Below are 15,948 nucleotides of genomic sequence, written 5' to 3' on the forward strand. Positions count from 1 at the left end.
TTGCCTCGGAGGCAAAAGGGGGAGGGGGCACTTCCTTTCCCTCCTGCCGCTGCTCCTACCTGTTGGCCACCGCCTGCTTGACCAGCGTCTTCCCGAAGTCCCACATCAGCCCGCTCCCGCTGTGCGCGTCGTCCATCACGGCGGTGAAGGCGTCCACGAACCGGTCCACCTCCCGCTCCCCCACCACCAGCGGCGGAATCAGCTTGATCACCTCCAGGTGGTCACCGGAGACCTGCGTCAGGATCCGGTGCCGTTGCAGCAGCGGCACGACGACCATCTGCGCGAACAGCCCCTTGCGCGCAGCCTGGAGCATCGTCCAACGGCCGCGCAGCTTCAGCGACCTGGGCTTCCCGAACTCGATGCCGATCATCAGACCTCGGCCGCGTACGTCGGCCAGCAGCTCGTACTTGTCGACCAGTGCGGCCAGCCGGGACCTCAACAACTCCCCTGTCGCCCGGGCATTGGCGACGATCTGTTCGTTCTCCATGACCGACAGCACGGCAAGTCCCGCCGCCATGGCCTGGGCGTTGCCCCCGAAGCTCGCGGAGTGCACGAGGACACGGTCGATCGACGAGTAGACCTTCTTGAAGATCCACTCCTTGCCGATCGTGGCGCCCACCGGCACGTATCCGCCCGACAGCGCCTTCGCCACGCACACCAGGTCGGGCTCGACCCCGTCCTCGTGCTGGTAGGCGTAGAAGTCGCCGGTCCGCCCGAGGCCGGTCTGCACCTCGTCCGCGATGAGCAGCGCCTTGTGCCTGTGCAGCAACTCCTGGGCGGCGCGCAGATACCCGGAGGGAGCTTCGTGCACGCCCTTGCCCTGGATCGGCTCGACGATCAGGGCGGCCACGTCGCCCTTCTTCAACTCACGTGCCAGCGCGTCGAGATCACCTAGCGGTACGGCGGTGTCGGGCAGCAGCGGGGCGAAGCCGTCCCGGAAGCCGTCCTCGCCGTTGACGGAGAGGGAGCCGGTGGTCAGGCCGTGGAAGGCGTGCGCGCAGTACAGGACGCGCGGTTTCCCGGTGGCGTACCGGGCGAACTTCAGCGCGGTCTCCACCGCCTCCGTGCCGCTGTTGCCGAAGAACACCCGGTCCAGGTGCGGACTGTGGGTGAGGAGCCGCTCCGCGAGCAGCCCGGGCAGCGGCTGGCAGTCGAAGCGGGTGAGGTCCGCGAGCCGGGCGTCGAGGACGTCGTGCAGTGCCTTGCGGACGACGGGGTGATGGCGGCCGAGGCCCATCACCCCGAACCCGGCGAGCATGTCGAGGTAGTCGTCGCCGTCCGCGTCCCAGAAGTACGCGCCCTCGGCCCGCTCGTAGACCTTGTCGAAGCCGATGGTGTGCAGCATGCGCGGGAGTTGGTGGTTGAGATGCTTGCTGTGCAGCTCGTAGCGTTCGGCGCCGCGCTCGGCCAGCAGCGCGCCGAGGTCGAACTCCCCCGACGGGGACCCGGGTTCAGCGGTTGTCATTCCTGTTTCTCCTTGGACTTCCCCTGGGACAGCTCTTTCTTGGCGGCCAGCCCGGCACTGATCCGGCCGGCGATCTCGACGGGTGTGAGGCCTATGTCGGCGAGCACCTCGCCGCGCTTGGCATGCGCGAGGAACTGCTCTGGAATCCCGAACCGCCGTACGGGTACGTCGACTTCGGCGTCGCCGAGTGCCAGCGCTACCGCGGCGCCGACCCCGGACGCGCGGCTGTTGTCCTCGACGACGGCCACCATGCGGTGCTCGGCGGCCAGTCCCGGCAGTGCGGGATCGATGGGCTTGACCCAACGGGGGTCCACGACCGTGCAGTTGATGCCGCGCGCCGCCAGCAGTTCGGCGGTCTGCAGACACACCGGAGCCATCACCCCGACGGCCACCAGCAGCACGTCGGCAGCCTCCTGGGACCGGTGCAGCACATGCATCCCGCCCACATGGCCGACCGCCTCGATCGCCGGCCCCACCGACTCCTTGGGGAACCGGATCAGCGTGGGCGCGTCGTCGACGGCCACCGCCTCCCGCAGCTGGGCGCGGAGTTGGTCGGCGTCGCGTGGTGCGGCGATTCTCAGGCCCGGCACGACCTGGAGGATGGACAGGTCCCACATACCGTTGTGTGACGCTCCGTCGACTCCCGTGACGCCGGCGCGGTCCAGCACGAACGTCACCCCGCACCGGTGCAGTGCGACGTCCATCAGCAGTTGGTCGAAGGCCCGGTTGAGGAAGGTGGCGTACACGGCGACGACGGGATGCAGACCGCCCGTCGCGAGCCCCGCCGCCGACACGGTCGCGTGCTGCTCGGCGATCCCGACGTCCCACACCCGGTCGGGGAACCGTTCGGCGAACCTGCCGAGGCCCACGGGATGCAGCATGGCCGCCGTGATCGCGACGATGTCGTCCCGCTCCTCCCCGATCCTGACGATCTCGTCGCCGAACACCGAGGTCCAGGAAGGCCCGTTGGAGGGCGCGAGCGGCTCGCAGGTGAGCGGGTCCATCACACCGACGGTGTGGAAGTGGTCCTCCTCGTGCGAGCGCGCGGGCTCGTAGCCGCGCCCCTTCTCCGTCAGGCAGTGGACGAGCACGGGCCCGTGGAACCGCTTTGCGCGCCGCAGCGCCGACTCCACCGCCCCGATGTCGTGCCCGTCGATCGGACCGACGTACTTCAGCCCCAGGTCCTCGAACATGCCCTGCGGATTGAACGCGTCCTTGAACCCCTTCTTCGCGCCGTGCAGCGACTCGTAAAGGGTGTTGCCGATGAGGGGGGTGCGCAGCAGTACGTCCTTGCCCCAGGCCAGCACCTGCTCGTAGCTGTCCGTCGTACGCAGGGTCGCGAGGTGGTTGGCGAGTCCTCCGATGGTCGGCGAGTAGGAGCGTTCGTTGTCGTTGACGACGATGATCAGGGGCCGGTCCTTGGCCGCCGCGATGTTGTTGAGCGCCTCCCAGGCCATCCCGCCGGTGAGCGCGCCGTCGCCGATGACCGCGACGACATGCCCCTTCTCGCCCTGCACCTGGCGGGCCTTGGCGAGCCCGTCGGCCCAGCCGAGCGCCGTGGAGGCGTGGCTGTTCTCGATGACGTCGTGCTCGGACTCCTCGCGCGAGGGATAGCCGGACAGGCCACCCTTGCCGCGCAGCTTGGAGAAGTCCTGACGTCCCGTCAGAAGTTTGTGTACGTAGCTCTGATGGCCGGTGTCCCAGAGAATGCGGTCGACCGGTGACTCGAAGACCCGGTGGAGCGCGATGGAGAGTTCCACCACCCCCAGATTGGGCCCGAGATGGCCGCCGGTCCTGGCGACCGCATGCACCAGGAACTCGCGTATCTCGTCGGACAGTTCACCGAGTTCCGCCTCGGACAGCGCCTTCAGGTCGCGTGGTCCCCGGATGTTCTCCAGAATCGTCACGCTCGGGCCCCCTCTTCTTCCATACTCGTCCGCCCGTGCTGTTCAGCTCACGGTGACCGCCGGTTCCCCCGACGCGACACCGCCCTGCTCCATCTGTTCGGCGATCTTCATCGCCTCCTCGATCAGGGTCTCCACGATCTTCGACTCGGGCACGGTCTTGATGACCTCGCCCTTCACGAAGATCTGCCCCTTCCCGTTGCCGGAGGCGACCCCGAGATCCGCCTCCCGCGCCTCGCCGGGGCCGTTGACCACACACCCCATGACCGCGACGCGCAGCGGCACTTCCATGCCCTCCAACCCGGCCGTGACCTGGTCGGCGAGCTTGTAGACGTCGACCTGGGCACGTCCGCAGGACGGGCAGGACACGATCTCCAGCCGCCGTTGCCGCAGGTTCAGCGATTCCAGGATCTGGATGCCGACCTTGACCTCCTCGACCGGCGGCGCGGACAGTGAGACGCGGATCGTGTCGCCGATGCCCTCGCTCAGCAACGCCCCGAAGGCGACAGCGGACTTGATGGTCCCCTGGAAGGTGGGACCGGCCTCGGTGACGCCCAGGTGCAGCGGGTAGTCGCACCGTTCGGCGAGCAGCCGGTAGGCGTTGACCATGATGACCGGGTCGTTGTGCTTGACCGAGATCTTGATGTCCCGGAAGCCGTGCTCCTCGAAGAGCGACGCCTCCCACAGCGCCGACTCGACGAGCGCCTCGGGTGTCGCCTTGCCGTACTTCTGGAGCAACCGCCGGTCCAGCGAACCGGCGTTGACCCCGATCCGGATCGGCGTGCCGTGCTCCTTGGCGGCGCGCGCGATCTCCTTCACCTTGTCGTCGAACTGCTTGATGTTGCCGGGATTGACGCGGACGGCCGCGCAGCCCGCCTCGATCGCGGCGAACACGTACTTCGGCTGGAAGTGGATGTCGGCGATCACCGGGATCTGCGACTTGCGCGCGATCGTCGCCAGCGCGTCCGCGTCGTCCTGCGTGGGGCAGGCGACGCGGACGATCTGGCAGCCGGACGCGGTGAGTTCGGCGATCTGCTGGAGTGTGGCGCCGATGTCCGACGTACGCGTCGTCGTCATCGACTGCACCGACACCGGGGCCCCGCCCCCGACCGCCACCGGCCCGACCTCGATGCGCCGGGAGACCCGGCGATCGGCGATCGGACGGACCGGTACCTCGGGAACGCCCAAGGAGACAGCGGTCACGACCTCACTCCCGGTTTCCGGCGACGGTCTCGCGCATGGCGCGCAGGGACTCCTTCAGGGAACCCATGGTGGCCATGACGGCCGTCGGCTCGTAGCCGCAGTGCGCCATGCAGTTGGCGCACCGGTCGTCCTTGCCGCGACCGTAGGCGTCCCAGTCGGTCTTCTCGATGAGGTCCTTGTACGTCGTCACGTACCCGTCGGCCATCAGGTAGCAGGGCTTCTGCCAGCCGAACAGCGAGTAGTTCGGGATCGCCCACGCCGTGCACGGGAAGTCGACCTTGCCCTCCAGGAAGTCCAGGAAGAGCGGGGAGTGGTTGAGCCGCCAGCGCCGCCGGTTGCCGCCCGCAAAGGCCTTTTTGAACAGCTCGCGGGTCTGCGTGACGCCGAGGAAGTGCTCCTGGTCCGGGGCCTTCTCGTAGGCGTAGGCGGGCGAGATCATCATCTCGTCGACCTGGAGGTCGTCGTTGAGGAAGTTGAGCACCTCGATGATGGTCTGCGGGGTGTCGGTGTTGAAGAAGGTCGAGTTGGTGGTGACCCGGAAACCCCGCTTCTTGGCCTCCTTGATGGCGGCCACGGCCTCGTCGAACACTCCCTCCTTCGCGACGGACTCGTCGTGCCGCTCACGCAGCCCGTCGATGTGCACGGCGAACGCGAAGTACGGCGAGGGCGTGAACTTGTCCATCTTCTTGCGCAGCAGCACGGCGTTGGTGCAGAGGAAGACGTACTTCTTCTTCGCCACCAACTGCCGCACGATCTCGTCGATGTGAGGGTGCATCAGGGGTTCGCCGCCCGCGATGGACACCATGGGCGCCCCGGACTCCAGCACCGCCCCGACGGCCTGGGCGACCGGCATGCGCTGCTTGAGCACACCGGCCGGGTGCTGGATCTTGCCGCAGCCCTCGCACTTGAGGTTGCAGGCGTAGAGAGGTTCGAGCTCGACGATCAGCGGGAATTTGTCCCGCTTGCGGAGTTTCTGTTCGGCCAAATACGTAGCGACCTTGATGGTCTGGCGGAGCGGCATGGCCATCGGGCTCACCTCCTGGGGAGCAGCAAGGAACGGTGCCATTCGACAAATGCGGGAAGGACCGAACGAAGAACGCGGAAAGCCGATATTCCACCGCGAAGCGTGCCGATCCGGACGAGTTCATGTTCTGGAGCGTCCACGACCACCCGTACGGCCGCAACCGGGCGCACGCCCGTGCGCCCGGCGCTGTGCAGCGTGGCCGCCGACTCCATGTCGACCGCGATTGCGCCGGTCGCGAGCAGATCCGACCGCTCGTGACCGCGGACGACGTGATCGGATCCGGTGAGAGGGCCGGTGTGGACGGTGCGCCCGGGTACGGCACGCACCAGTTCCTTGACGAGCAGTTCGGTGCCGACACAGCGGGTGGCGCCGCGCGGATCCCGGGTCTCCTCGGCGACCACCAGGTCACCGGGGTGCATACCGGGGGCGAGCCCCGCGCAGAAGCCGGTGGCCAGCACTGCGGCGTCGCGCAGCGCCGGGTCGGCGAGGGCTCGGGTGACGGCCGCCTCGGCCGCCGCGGGCCCCATTCCCGTACGCAGCACGGTGACGGGCCCGGCGCCGCGTGAGCCCCTGCGCAGGGCGAGCCGTTCGATGCCGAGCGCGCAGGCGATCAGCAGCGGGGCCGACTCGGGCTGCCTGTCCATCAGCCCACCTCGACCTTGGCGAAGGGTTCCCCGTGGACATACCGGCCGAGCGCGGTGAGCGGGAAGACCTGACGGTAGAGGTGGTAGTTGATCGAGAAGTCCCAGGGGAAGCCGGTGCCGGTGAAGTGCGGCTCGTCCCAGGAGCCGTCCGGCAGCTGGGTCGCCGCGAGCCACTCGACACCGCGTTCGACGGTCTTCGAGTCGTGTTCCCCGGCGGCCAGCAGGGCGAGCAGCGCCCAGGCCGTCTGGGAGGGGGTCGAGGCGCCCCGGCCGCTCCAGCCCGCGCTGTCGTCGTAGGAGCGCAGGTCCTCGCCCCAGCCGCCGTCGTCGTTCTGGACCTTCTCCAGCCAGCCCACCGCGCGCCGGATCGCCGGGTGCGCGGCGGACAGGCCGGCGGCGGTCAGCGCGGGCACCACCGAGCCGGTGCCGTAGACGTAGTTGACGCCCCAGCGGCCGAACCAGGCGCCGCCCGGCTCCTGTTCGGCGAGCAGCCACTCGATGCCGCGCCGGGTGCGCGGATCGTGGGACATGCCCTCGACGGCGAGCATCTCCACGACGTGCGCGGTGACGTCGGCGGACGGCGGGTCGATGACCTCGCCGAAGTCGCAGAACGGCAGCTTGTTGGGGAGCGTGCTGGTGTTGTCGACGTCGAAGGCGCCCCAGGCGCCGTTCTTCGACTGCATCCCGAGGTTCCAGCGGACCCCGCGCCCGATGGCCTTCTCGACCCGCTCCGGGTCGTGGTGCCGGACGCGGCGCAGCGCGAGGACGACCTCGGCGGTGTCGTCGATGTCGGGGTAGTTGTCGTTGTGGAACTCGAACGCCCAGCCGCCCGGCGGCAGTTCGGGCCGGCGTACGGACCAGTCGCCTGGCCGGACCACCTGCTCACCCAGCATCCAGTCGGCGGCCTTGACCAGTTGGGGATGGTCGGCGGGCAGGCCCGCGTCGGCGAGTGCGATGACGGCGAGACAGGTGTCCCACACCGGCGACTGGCAGGCCTCGATCATCCGGGCCCCGTCCTCGCGCCACACCGTGAAGCGGTCCAGGGAGTCCAGCCCTGCCCGCATGACGGGGTGTTCGAGGTCGTAGCCGAGCAGGTGCAGAGCGATCACCGAGTAGACGGCGGGCGGCTGGATGCCTCCCCAGCAGCCGTCGTTCTCCTGGCGCTCGATGATCCAGCGGGCGGCGGCGTTCATGGCCGCCTTGCGCAGTCGGCGCACCGCAACCTTGCGATAGCCGTGCAGAACCCTGTCGAGACGCTGGAAGGCGCCGTCCCAACTGGCCAGCGGCGCGAAGGACTTGCCCGGGTTAGGCAGGTCGGGGTCGGTGTGCAGCTCGTCGAGCGGGAAGGGCGCCGGGCGGACCGGGCGTTTCGCGCTGACGATGGTGAGCGGCACGATGGTCTGCCGGGCCCAGCAGCCGAAGTCGTAGATGTTGAGCGGCATCCACTTCGGGAAGTAGATGAGTTCCGGCGGGAGTTCGGGGAGGTCGTCCCACTTCCACCAGCCGAACAGGGCCAGCCAGATCCGGGTGAAGACCCGGGCGGCGGCGATGCCTCCCCGGTCGCGGATCCAGGCGGACGCCTTCGCCATATGCGGCGCTTCTGGTGCGTCCCCGGCCAGCCGCAGGGCGACGTACGCCTCGATGGTGGCGGAGAGTTCGGCGGGTCCGCCGTAGAAGGTGGCCCAGGTGCCGTCGTCGCGCTGTTCACCGCGGATGAACAACGCGGCTGCCTGGGTGGTCTGTTCGTCGCGGATGCCCAGGAATTGACGGAGCAGCAGGTCCTCGGCGTCCATCGTGACGTTGGTCTCGAGGTCGCCCTTCCACCAGCCCTGGGCGTCCTGTCGCGCCAGCAGATGATCGGTGGCACGCCTCATGGCGTGCTCGGCGGCATCCTGAACCCCTGCTGCCACTGGGGCGTTGGTGTCGGTGTCGGTTTCGCTGGCCGCGGCAGCGCGGGGCGGCAGTGCTCCGGTGCTTCCGTCGGTCGTCGCTGTCATGGCTTCCCCTTCGTGCAGTGGCATGTCTCTGCTGATTGGGTCCGCCGTCGGCCGGTGCGCCGCTGAACGCGGCGCCGGCCGGCGACTACGCGAGGCTTATTCGACCGATAGCGATCATCTCTTTCGTACGACGACGAAGTCAGCGAGCGCCGTGAACTGCGCACGCACCCGGTCGGGCATGTCGATGGCGCTCAGCGCGTCGACGGCGATGGTGTGCTGTCGGCGCGCCTCCCCGGCGGTCCACTCCCGGCCGCCCGCCTGTTCGATCAGGGCGGCGCGGGCGGCGAACTCCTTCTCGGAGAAGTTCTCGAAGTCGCTGCTCTTCGCGTCGGCGGCGAGGAGTTCGCCGAGCCGCTCGGCGGCCGGGCCGCTCGCCGCGAGGGCGGCGACCACGGGCAGGGACTTCTTGCGCTGGCGCAGGTCGCTCCAGGTCTGCTTGCCGGTGGCCTCCGGGTCGCCCCAGATGCCGAGGAGGTCGTCGACGGCCTGGAAGGCCAGGCCGAGGTGGTAGCCGTACTTCTCCAGGGTGTCGGCGGTGTGGTCGTCCGCGCCGCCGAGGACCGCGCCGATGGAGCTGGCGCAGGCGAGCAGGGCGCCGGTCTTGTTGCCCTCCATCTCCAGACACTCCTCGACGCTGACGCGGTCGCGGTGCTCGTAGGAGATGTCCTGTGCCTGGCCGTCGATGAGGGCGCGGGTCGCGGTGGTGAGGCGGCGGGTGGCGCGGCCGGCCTCGACGGTGCCGAGTTCCAGGAGGATCTCGTTGGCCAGCGCGAACAGGGCGTCACCGACCAGGATGGCCTGGGCGGGACCGTGCACCTTCCAGACGGTGTCGCGGTGGCGGCGCTGTTCGTCGCCGTCCATCAGGTCGTCGTGCAGCAGCGAGAAGTTGTGCACCAGCTCGACGGCGACCGCGCCGGGGATGCCGACCTCGGGGTCGGCGCCGGTGACCTCGGCGGACAGCACGGCGAGCGCGGGGCGTACGGCCTTGCCGCCGTCGCCGGCGGCGGGCCTGCCCTGGGCGTCGATCCAGCCGAAGTGGTAGGCGGAGACGGTGTCCATGGGCGCCGCGAGACGGTCGATCGCCGCCCGCAGTACCGGAGTGGCCAGGGTCCGGCCGCGCTCCAGGAGCGCGGTCACGTCCACCGCGGTCCCTCGAGCGGCCTTCGGAGCCGGGGGCACAGTGGGCACAGTCTCTCCTCTTGTTCCGGTGCTGGGGGTGCGGGGACCTGCCGCGTGCTGATGGTCGAGCATCAAGCTGCCTCCTCCACGTCGAAGAGGTGGTGGCGGGGCCGGCCCAGGACGCCCAGCGCGGCGCCGGCCGCACTGACGCCGCTGCGGACCGCACTCTCCATGGTCGCGGGCCACCCGGTGGCGGTCCACGAACCGGCCAGGTACAGGCCGGGGGTTCGGGTACGGGCGCCGGGCCGCAGCCGCCCGACGCCGGGGGTGGGGGCGAACGTCGCTGTCCGCTCCCGGGTGACGAAGAAATCCCGTACTTCGGCGCCCCGCGCGCGGGGCAACAGCCGCTCCAGCTCCGGCAGATACCGCTCGCGCAGCGCCGCCACGGGTTCGTCGATCTCGTCGTGCGCGGCCGACTGCGACAGCGCCAGGTACTGGCCGTCGCCGCCGAGTCCGGACGCCTCGGTCCGGTCGAAGACCCACTGCACGGGGCTGCCGAGCGCCGCGACGAACGGTGTGCTCAGCACCTTCCGGTCGTACACCACATGCACGTTGAGGATCGGTGCGGTGCCGATCTCCAGCAGCCGTTCGGGGGCGTCGAGCGCGCCCTGCGGCAGGAGATCGTGCGCCTCGCGCTGGGCGACGGCGAGTACGACGACGTCCGCGTCGAGCGTCTCGCCGGGAACCTGAACGCTCCAGCGGCCGTTCTCGTCGTGTTGGATGGAGGTGACGCGTGTACGGACTTCGGTACGCACGCCCGCGGAGTCGAGCGCCTTGCGGGCCAGAGTGTCGTGCAGTTCGCCCAGCGGGACACGCGCCCAGCCGATGTCGGCCGCGCCCGGGTCGGACAGCAGACCGGTCTTGAACACCATCGCGGCGAGCCCCAGGGACGAGTCCCCGGCCACCGCGTTGAGGGTGGCGACCCCCACCAGGTCCCACAGTGCCTCGACGGCACGCTCCGACTGACCGTGCGCGGCCAGCCAGCTGCCGAAGTCCTGCGCGTCCAGCGCAGGGTCGGCGAGGTCGAGCGCCTTGAGCGCGAGTGCGGCACGCCCCACTCTGGCGCGTTCGGCAAGTGACAGGTGCGGATACGTGGCCAGGCTGCGCCCGAGATGCAGAGGTACGGGCAGTGCGTCGCGCCGAAGTCTCCCCAGGCGCCGCCCGACGGGCTTCGCCAGGTCGACGACAGGCACGTCGAGCCGGGCCTGCACCGGAGCGAGCGCCGCGCCGTCGATGCGGTCGAGGAACCAGCGGTAGGCGGTGCAGCAACGCAGGTACACATGCTGGCCGTTGTCCACGGTGAGTCCGTCGCGCTGGAAGGAGAAGGCGAGCCCGCCGAGCCGGGGCCGGCCTTCGAGCAGCGTGACGCGGACGCCGGCGTCGGCGAGCGAGAGCGCCGCTGTGATGCCTGCCAGCCCGCCGCCGACCACCACGGCACTCTTCTCACCGCGGTGGCCCGGACGTTCCCCGGGCTGCGTACCCTCGCTCATCGCACACTCCCCCTTGTGCACCGGCCGTGCCGGATGACCGTCGCACGGCAGGCCGTTGAAGTCAGGGACGCCGTCCCCGACCGGAGGGTTGCGCGCCGTTTCGCGGCGGGCGCATCACCTTGGACCGAATTGTCCATCAGGTGAGCCTCCTGACGGTCCGCCGGGACACATGCCGGGCGTCGAGACCGGACAGGCCGCGCACCGCGACATACGCCTTCTCGCGTCCGGGCAGCGAGACCCGGCCGCGCAGCACGGCCTCCGGCTCGCGCTCGATACGGTCGAGGAGCCGTCGGTAGATGCCGGCCATGGCGGCGACACAGGCGCCGCTGCGCCGGTCGAGCATGGGCAGCAGCCGGTAGCCCTCGGCGAACAGGGCACGGGCGCGCCGCACTTCGAAGTGGACGAGGCCCGCGAAGTCGGAGCCCTCCGGCGGCCTCGGACCGCTGAACCCGGCCGAGCAGCCGAACTTGGCGAGGTCGTCGGCGGGCAGATAGATCCGCCCGCTGTCGGCGTCCTCGCGGACGTCCCGCAGGATGTTGGTGAGCTGGAGCGCCAGCCCCAGCGTGTCGGCGTACTCGGAGGCGCGTTCTGCCCCTCGCGCGCCCCGCTCCGTACCGAACACGCCCAACGACAGCCGCCCGATGGCCCCGGCCACACAACGGCAGTAGACCTTCAGGTCGTCCCAGGTCTCGTACGTCTCACCGCGTACGTCCATCACGACGCCGTCGATGAGTTCGTCGAGGCCGCCGAGCGGGATCGGGAAGTGTGTCCCCGCGTGACTGAGGGCGACCGCGACGGGATCGGTGTCGTCCTCGTCGACCGCGCCCTCGCGCACCCGGTTGAGCAGTGCTCTGGTGTCCTCCAGCCGCGCCGCCTTCACCTCGGGAGCCAGCGTGCCGTCACCGATGTCGTCGACGCGCCGTGAGAACGCGTACAGGGCCGACATCGCACGCCGCTTCGGCGTCGGCAGCAGTCTGATGCCGTACGCGAAGTTGCGGGCCTGCTGCCCGGTGATGGACTCGCAGTAGCTGTAGGCGGCGAGTACCGGTGCGGACACGTGTGGTTCCGACTCCACGCTCCGGATCACCCCTTTCCTCGCAGGGTTGTGCCCACCTCGCGCAGCAACTGGATCCTGCCGGGCTTGGGCGGGCCGGGAAGTACGTCGTATTCGGCGGCGGCGATCGCTCGGACCGCCGCCTTCCCTCCCGCCACGAAACCCGCGAGCAGCAGCTTCAGCCTGCCGTGGACGCTACCCACGAGAGGGGTGCCTTCATTCAGCAGGCCACGCGCGCGTTCCGCTTCGTATGCGATCAGTGCGCGCACCGATGCACCCGCGGTGGGGGCGGCGAGATCCGTCTCCTGGACGTGAAAGCGCTTCAGGTCCTGGGCGGGCAGATAGATCCGGTCGCGGCCGAGGTCCTCGGCGACGTCCTGGAGGTGTTCGACGATCTGGAGAGCCGTACACACGGCGTCGGAGCGACGGATCCGCTCGGGCGTCGCGGTGCCGGTGACGGCGAGGACGAGGCGGCCGACGGGGTTGGCGGACAGCTCGCAGTAGGCGAGGAGGTCGTCGTAGGTCTCGTACCGCTTGACCAGCTGGTCCTGGCGGTTGGCGGCGATCAGGCCGAGGAAGGGCTCGGGCGTGAGGGCGCGGCGGCGCACGGTCGGCTGGAGCCGGCGCAGCAGGGGGTGGTGCGGGGTGGCGTCGAAGACCCTGCGCAGGTCGGCCTCGAAGGCGTCGAGAAGGACGAGCCGGTCATCGGCCTCTTCCGGGGCGACGCCCAGCAGTCGGGCGTCGGCGCCACCGGGGGCCAGGTCGCCGTCGCCGATGTCGTCGACGAGGCGGGCGAAGCCGTAGACGGCCATGAGGTCGGTGCGCCAGGCCCTGGGCAGGAAGAACGGTGCCACGGGGAAGTTCTCGTCCGCGGCCTTGTCGAGCGTGCCGCGCTCCGGATCGTCGGTGCGCGTATGACCGGTTGCCGTCACAGTTCACTGCCCGGGACGGGGACGGCACATGCTGTGGGGAGCTGGGGAGTTTCCGTAGCCATCGCCGTCACATCTCCCGTTCTACACTGCGGACCCAATGGGCACTATTTCGGACACGCCGCCCAGCCGTCCACACGGCGGTTCCGATGCCGGGTGTTGCGTGTTATCGCCCTACTTGCCGCGATTCAGCACTGGTACAGCTTACGTTGTACAACGCGGCATGGTCCGTCGGGGTGTCCTGCGCATCACAAGAACACACCGATTGGCGTCAAGATTCCTGGGCCGAGCCGGAGTTGACGTTTCCTTTGCAGACGCGTGGCCCCGCCGGAGCAGTTCCGGCGGGGCCACGATTCGCCCGGTTCGTCACCGGCGCGCTGCCCGGCTACCTGCCGGTGAACTTCTCGTACTCCTTGAGGACCTCGTCCGTCGGCCCGTCCATGCGCAGTTCGCCGCGCTCCAGCCACAGAACGCGATCACAGGTGTCACGGATCGACTTGTTGTTGTGACTGACGAGGAACACCGTGCCGGCGTGCTTGCGCAGCTCGCGGATGCGGTCCTCGGAACGCTTCTGGAAGGACCGGTCGCCGGTCGCCAGGGCCTCGTCGATCATCAGTACGTCGTGGTCCTTGGCGGCGGCGATGGAGAACCGCAGTCGCGCCGCCATGCCGGAGGAGTAGGTGCGCATCGGCAGGGTGATGAAGTCGCCCTTCTCGTTGATGCCGGAGAAGTCGACGATCTGCTGGTAGCGCTCCTTGATCTCCTCGCGTGACATACCCATCGCGAGGCCGCCCAATATGACGTTCCGTTCGCCCGTGAGGTCGTTCATCAGGGCGGCGTTGACGCCGAGAAGGGAGGGCTGCCCGTCCGTGTACACGTGCCCGCTCTCGGCGGGCAGCAGGCCGGCGATGGCGCGCAACAAGGTCGACTTGCCGGAGCCGTTGGAGCCGATCAGACCGACGGCCTCACCGCGGTAGGAGACGAAGGAGACGCCCCGTACGGCGTGGACCTTGCGCACGCCGGGTGACTCGCCGCGTCTGATGATGCGGCTGAGGGCGGCGGTGGCGCTGCCCTTGCCGGTCTTGGCTCCGTTGACGCGGTACACGATGTGTAGTTCGTCCGCGATGACAGTGGGGATCTTGTCCCCGGGAATCGGGTCAGCCACGGCCGTACCTCTCCTCAGCCTTCCAGAAGTACACGAATCCACCGAGGGCGACCAGCGCGGCCCACCCGCCCGCGACCGCCCAGACGTGCGGCGGCAGGTTCTCCGAGCCGTAGCCCTCGATGAGCGCGAAGCGCATCAGGTCCATGTAGATGGCGGCCGGGTTCCACTGGAGGACGTCGGCGAGCCACTGGGGCTTGTCGGCGAGCACGACCGGGATGGAGAACATCACGCCGGACGCGTACATCCACGTACGCATCACGAACGGCATCAGCTGGGCGAGGTCGGGGGTCGCCGAGCCCCACCGGGCCATGATCAGCGCGAGTCCGGTGTTGAAGAGGAACTGGAGTGCCAGCGCCGGGACGATCAGCAGCCAGGACAGCGTGGGGTAGCTGCCGAAGCCGATCGACACCACGAAGAGCACGATCATCGAGAAGAGCAGTTGCTGGAGCTGCTGCAGCGCGAAGGAGACCGGCAGGGCGGCGCGTGGGAAGTGCAGGGCGCGCACCAGGCCGAGGTTGCCGGAGATCGCTCGTACGCCCGCCATCACCGAGCTCTGCGTGAAGGTGAACACGAAGACGCCCGTGACGAGGAACGGGATGTACACGTCGCTGGGCATGCCCCGGTCGGCTTCGAGGATCACACCGAAGATGAAGAAGTACACGGCCGCGTTGAGCAGCGGTGTGGCCACCTGCCACAGCTGGCCGAGCTTGGCCTGGCTGTACTGGGCGGTCAGTTTCGCCTGCGAGAAGGCGAGGATGAAGTGACGCCGTCCCCAGAGCTGGCGGACGTACTCGACGAGTCGGGGGCGGGCGCCGCTCACGGCGAGCCCGTACTTCGCGGCGAGTTCGGCCGCGGAGAGGCCGTCGTCGGGTGACGGTCGGTCGCTCACCGCGACACCGCCGTCATGCTTTGTCTCACTCACAAATGGAAACTTTCGTCTTCAATATGCGCAGCTGAACGGGGCAGAGCGCGGGCCGGGACGGGATGCGGTCGGCCCGCGGGGCTCTCAGGGAGAGCTTGTCAGATCACTGGGGGGCGGCCCAGTCGGGTCAGCCGCCACACCGTACGCCACCGGATGGGTCGGCGTGGTCCGCACGGGGTGGTCAGGCCCTCCTTGAACCCGCCCCACCAGGCTCTGAGCGCCGGGCGGGAGGGTCTGCGGAGAAGTGTGAGGAGCAGCCAGTCCCCCAGGTAGACGGGCACCAGGGGGGCCGGCAGGTTGCGGCGGGCCAGCCAGACCCGGTTGCGGGCGACCATGCGGTGGTAGACCGCGTGCCGCGAGGGCGCGGTCGCGGGGTGGTAGAGCAGCATGTCCGCCCGGTAGTCGATCATCCAGCCCGCGTCGAGGGCCCGCCAGGCCAGGTCGGTCTCCTCGTGGGCGTAGAAGAACTCCTCGGGGAGGATGCCCACTTGGGCGAAGACCTTGGTGCGGACGGCGTTGGCGCCGCCCAGGAAGCTGGTGACGCGGGAGCTGCGCATCGGGTCCGTGGTGCCCGGGCGGGGCACGTGGCGGCGCTGGGTGAGGCCGGTGTCGGGGTCGGCGATGCGGAAGCTGATGATGCCGAGTTCGGGGTCGGCGGTGAAGGCATGGCGGCACAGCTCGGCGGTGTCCTGGTGGCCGAGGAGGCCGTCGTCGTCCAGGAACATCAGGATGTCGACGTCGCCGCCGGCCGGGCCGAACGCCTCGATGCCGACGTTGCGTCCGCCGGGGATGCCGAGGTTCTCGGGCAGCTCGATGCTCCGTACGCCCTCGGGAAGGTCCGGGACGGGCGAGCCGTTGCCGACCACGACGACCTGGACCGGGTCGCCCTCCTGTTTGGCGATCGAGTCGACGAGGGCGCGCAGTTCGTCGGGGCGGTTGCCCATGGTGATGATGACCGCGCCGACCCTCATC

At 69.5% G+C, this 15,948-nt stretch carries 14 protein-coding genes; all 14 read right to left on the minus strand.

What is annotated here, in order from left to right; translation table 11 throughout:
- Window positions 1-55: 55 nt before the first annotated feature.
- Window positions 56-1,465, minus strand: a complete 1,410-nt coding sequence (locus OG734_RS06130; protein WP_330286434.1) for an aspartate aminotransferase family protein — start codon at window positions 1,463-1,465, stop codon at window positions 56-58.
- Window positions 1,462-3,372, minus strand: coding sequence for a 1-deoxy-D-xylulose-5-phosphate synthase (dxs, locus tag OG734_RS06135; protein ID WP_330286435.1), 1,911 nt, complete (start codon window positions 3,370-3,372; stop codon window positions 1,462-1,464). Before dxs ends, OG734_RS06130 begins: the two co-directional genes overlap by 4 nt.
- Before the next feature lie 42 nt (window positions 3,373-3,414).
- Window positions 3,415-4,572 carry a flavodoxin-dependent (E)-4-hydroxy-3-methylbut-2-enyl-diphosphate synthase gene (ispG, locus tag OG734_RS06140; RefSeq protein WP_330286436.1) on the minus strand — a complete coding sequence of 386 codons (1,158 nt, stop codon included), beginning with the start codon at window positions 4,570-4,572 and terminating at the stop codon, window positions 3,415-3,417.
- 4 nt (window positions 4,573-4,576) lie between these two features.
- Complete coding sequence (gene hpnH, locus OG734_RS06145; protein WP_330286437.1) at window positions 4,577-5,599, minus strand: adenosyl-hopene transferase HpnH; 1,023 nt, start codon at window positions 5,597-5,599, stop codon at window positions 4,577-4,579.
- A 5-nt stretch (window positions 5,600-5,604) separates the two neighbouring features.
- On the minus strand, window positions 5,605-6,240 hold the full coding sequence (locus tag OG734_RS06150) for a phosphorylase family protein (RefSeq protein ID WP_330286438.1): 636 nt from the start codon (window positions 6,238-6,240) through the stop codon (window positions 5,605-5,607).
- On the minus strand, window positions 6,240-8,237 hold the full coding sequence (gene shc / locus OG734_RS06155; RefSeq protein ID WP_330286439.1) for a squalene--hopene cyclase: 1,998 nt from the start codon (window positions 8,235-8,237) through the stop codon (window positions 6,240-6,242). Before shc ends, OG734_RS06150 begins: the two co-directional genes overlap by 1 nt.
- Window positions 8,238-8,351: 114 nt before the next feature.
- Window positions 8,352-9,425 carry a polyprenyl synthetase family protein gene (locus tag OG734_RS06160; protein WP_330286440.1) on the minus strand — a complete coding sequence of 358 codons (1,074 nt, stop codon included), beginning with the start codon at window positions 9,423-9,425 and terminating at the stop codon, window positions 8,352-8,354.
- A gap of 62 nt (window positions 9,426-9,487) precedes the next feature.
- Entirely contained in the window at window positions 9,488-10,906 is a 1,419-nt protein-coding gene (gene hpnE, locus OG734_RS06165; RefSeq protein WP_330286441.1) for a hydroxysqualene dehydroxylase HpnE, read from the minus strand.
- Entirely contained in the window at window positions 10,903-11,043 is a 141-nt protein-coding gene (locus tag OG734_RS47890; RefSeq protein WP_443064832.1) for a DUF6380 family protein, read from the minus strand. Before OG734_RS47890 ends, hpnE begins: the two co-directional genes overlap by 4 nt.
- Window positions 11,043-11,993 (minus strand): presqualene diphosphate synthase HpnD, encoded by a 951-nt coding sequence (hpnD, locus tag OG734_RS06170; RefSeq protein WP_330286442.1) that lies wholly within the window; start codon window positions 11,991-11,993, stop codon window positions 11,043-11,045. The genes OG734_RS47890 and hpnD overlap by 1 nt, the downstream gene beginning before the upstream one ends.
- A complete protein-coding gene (gene hpnC / locus OG734_RS06175; protein ID WP_330286443.1) occupies window positions 11,990-12,892 on the minus strand; it encodes a squalene synthase HpnC in 903 nt (300 codons plus the stop codon). The genes hpnD and hpnC overlap by 4 nt, the downstream gene beginning before the upstream one ends.
- A 382-nt stretch (window positions 12,893-13,274) precedes the next feature.
- Window positions 13,275-14,054 carry an ABC transporter ATP-binding protein gene (locus OG734_RS06180; RefSeq protein WP_330286444.1) on the minus strand — a complete coding sequence of 260 codons (780 nt, stop codon included), beginning with the start codon at window positions 14,052-14,054 and terminating at the stop codon, window positions 13,275-13,277.
- Window positions 14,047-14,976: an ABC transporter permease gene (locus tag OG734_RS06185; protein ID WP_330286445.1), complete on the minus strand. Its 930-nt coding sequence runs from the start codon at window positions 14,974-14,976 to the stop codon at window positions 14,047-14,049. Before OG734_RS06185 ends, OG734_RS06180 begins: the two co-directional genes overlap by 8 nt.
- A 98-nt stretch (window positions 14,977-15,074) precedes the next feature.
- Window positions 15,075-15,947 carry a glycosyltransferase family 2 protein gene (locus tag OG734_RS06190; RefSeq protein WP_443065067.1) on the minus strand — a complete coding sequence of 291 codons (873 nt, stop codon included), beginning with the start codon at window positions 15,945-15,947 and terminating at the stop codon, window positions 15,075-15,077.
- Window position 15,948: the final 1 nt, after the last annotated feature.

Origin of the sequence: Streptomyces sp. NBC_00576 (assembly GCF_036345175.1) — a bacterium.
In the GTDB taxonomy this organism is placed as follows: domain Bacteria; phylum Actinomycetota; class Actinomycetes; order Streptomycetales; family Streptomycetaceae; genus Streptomyces.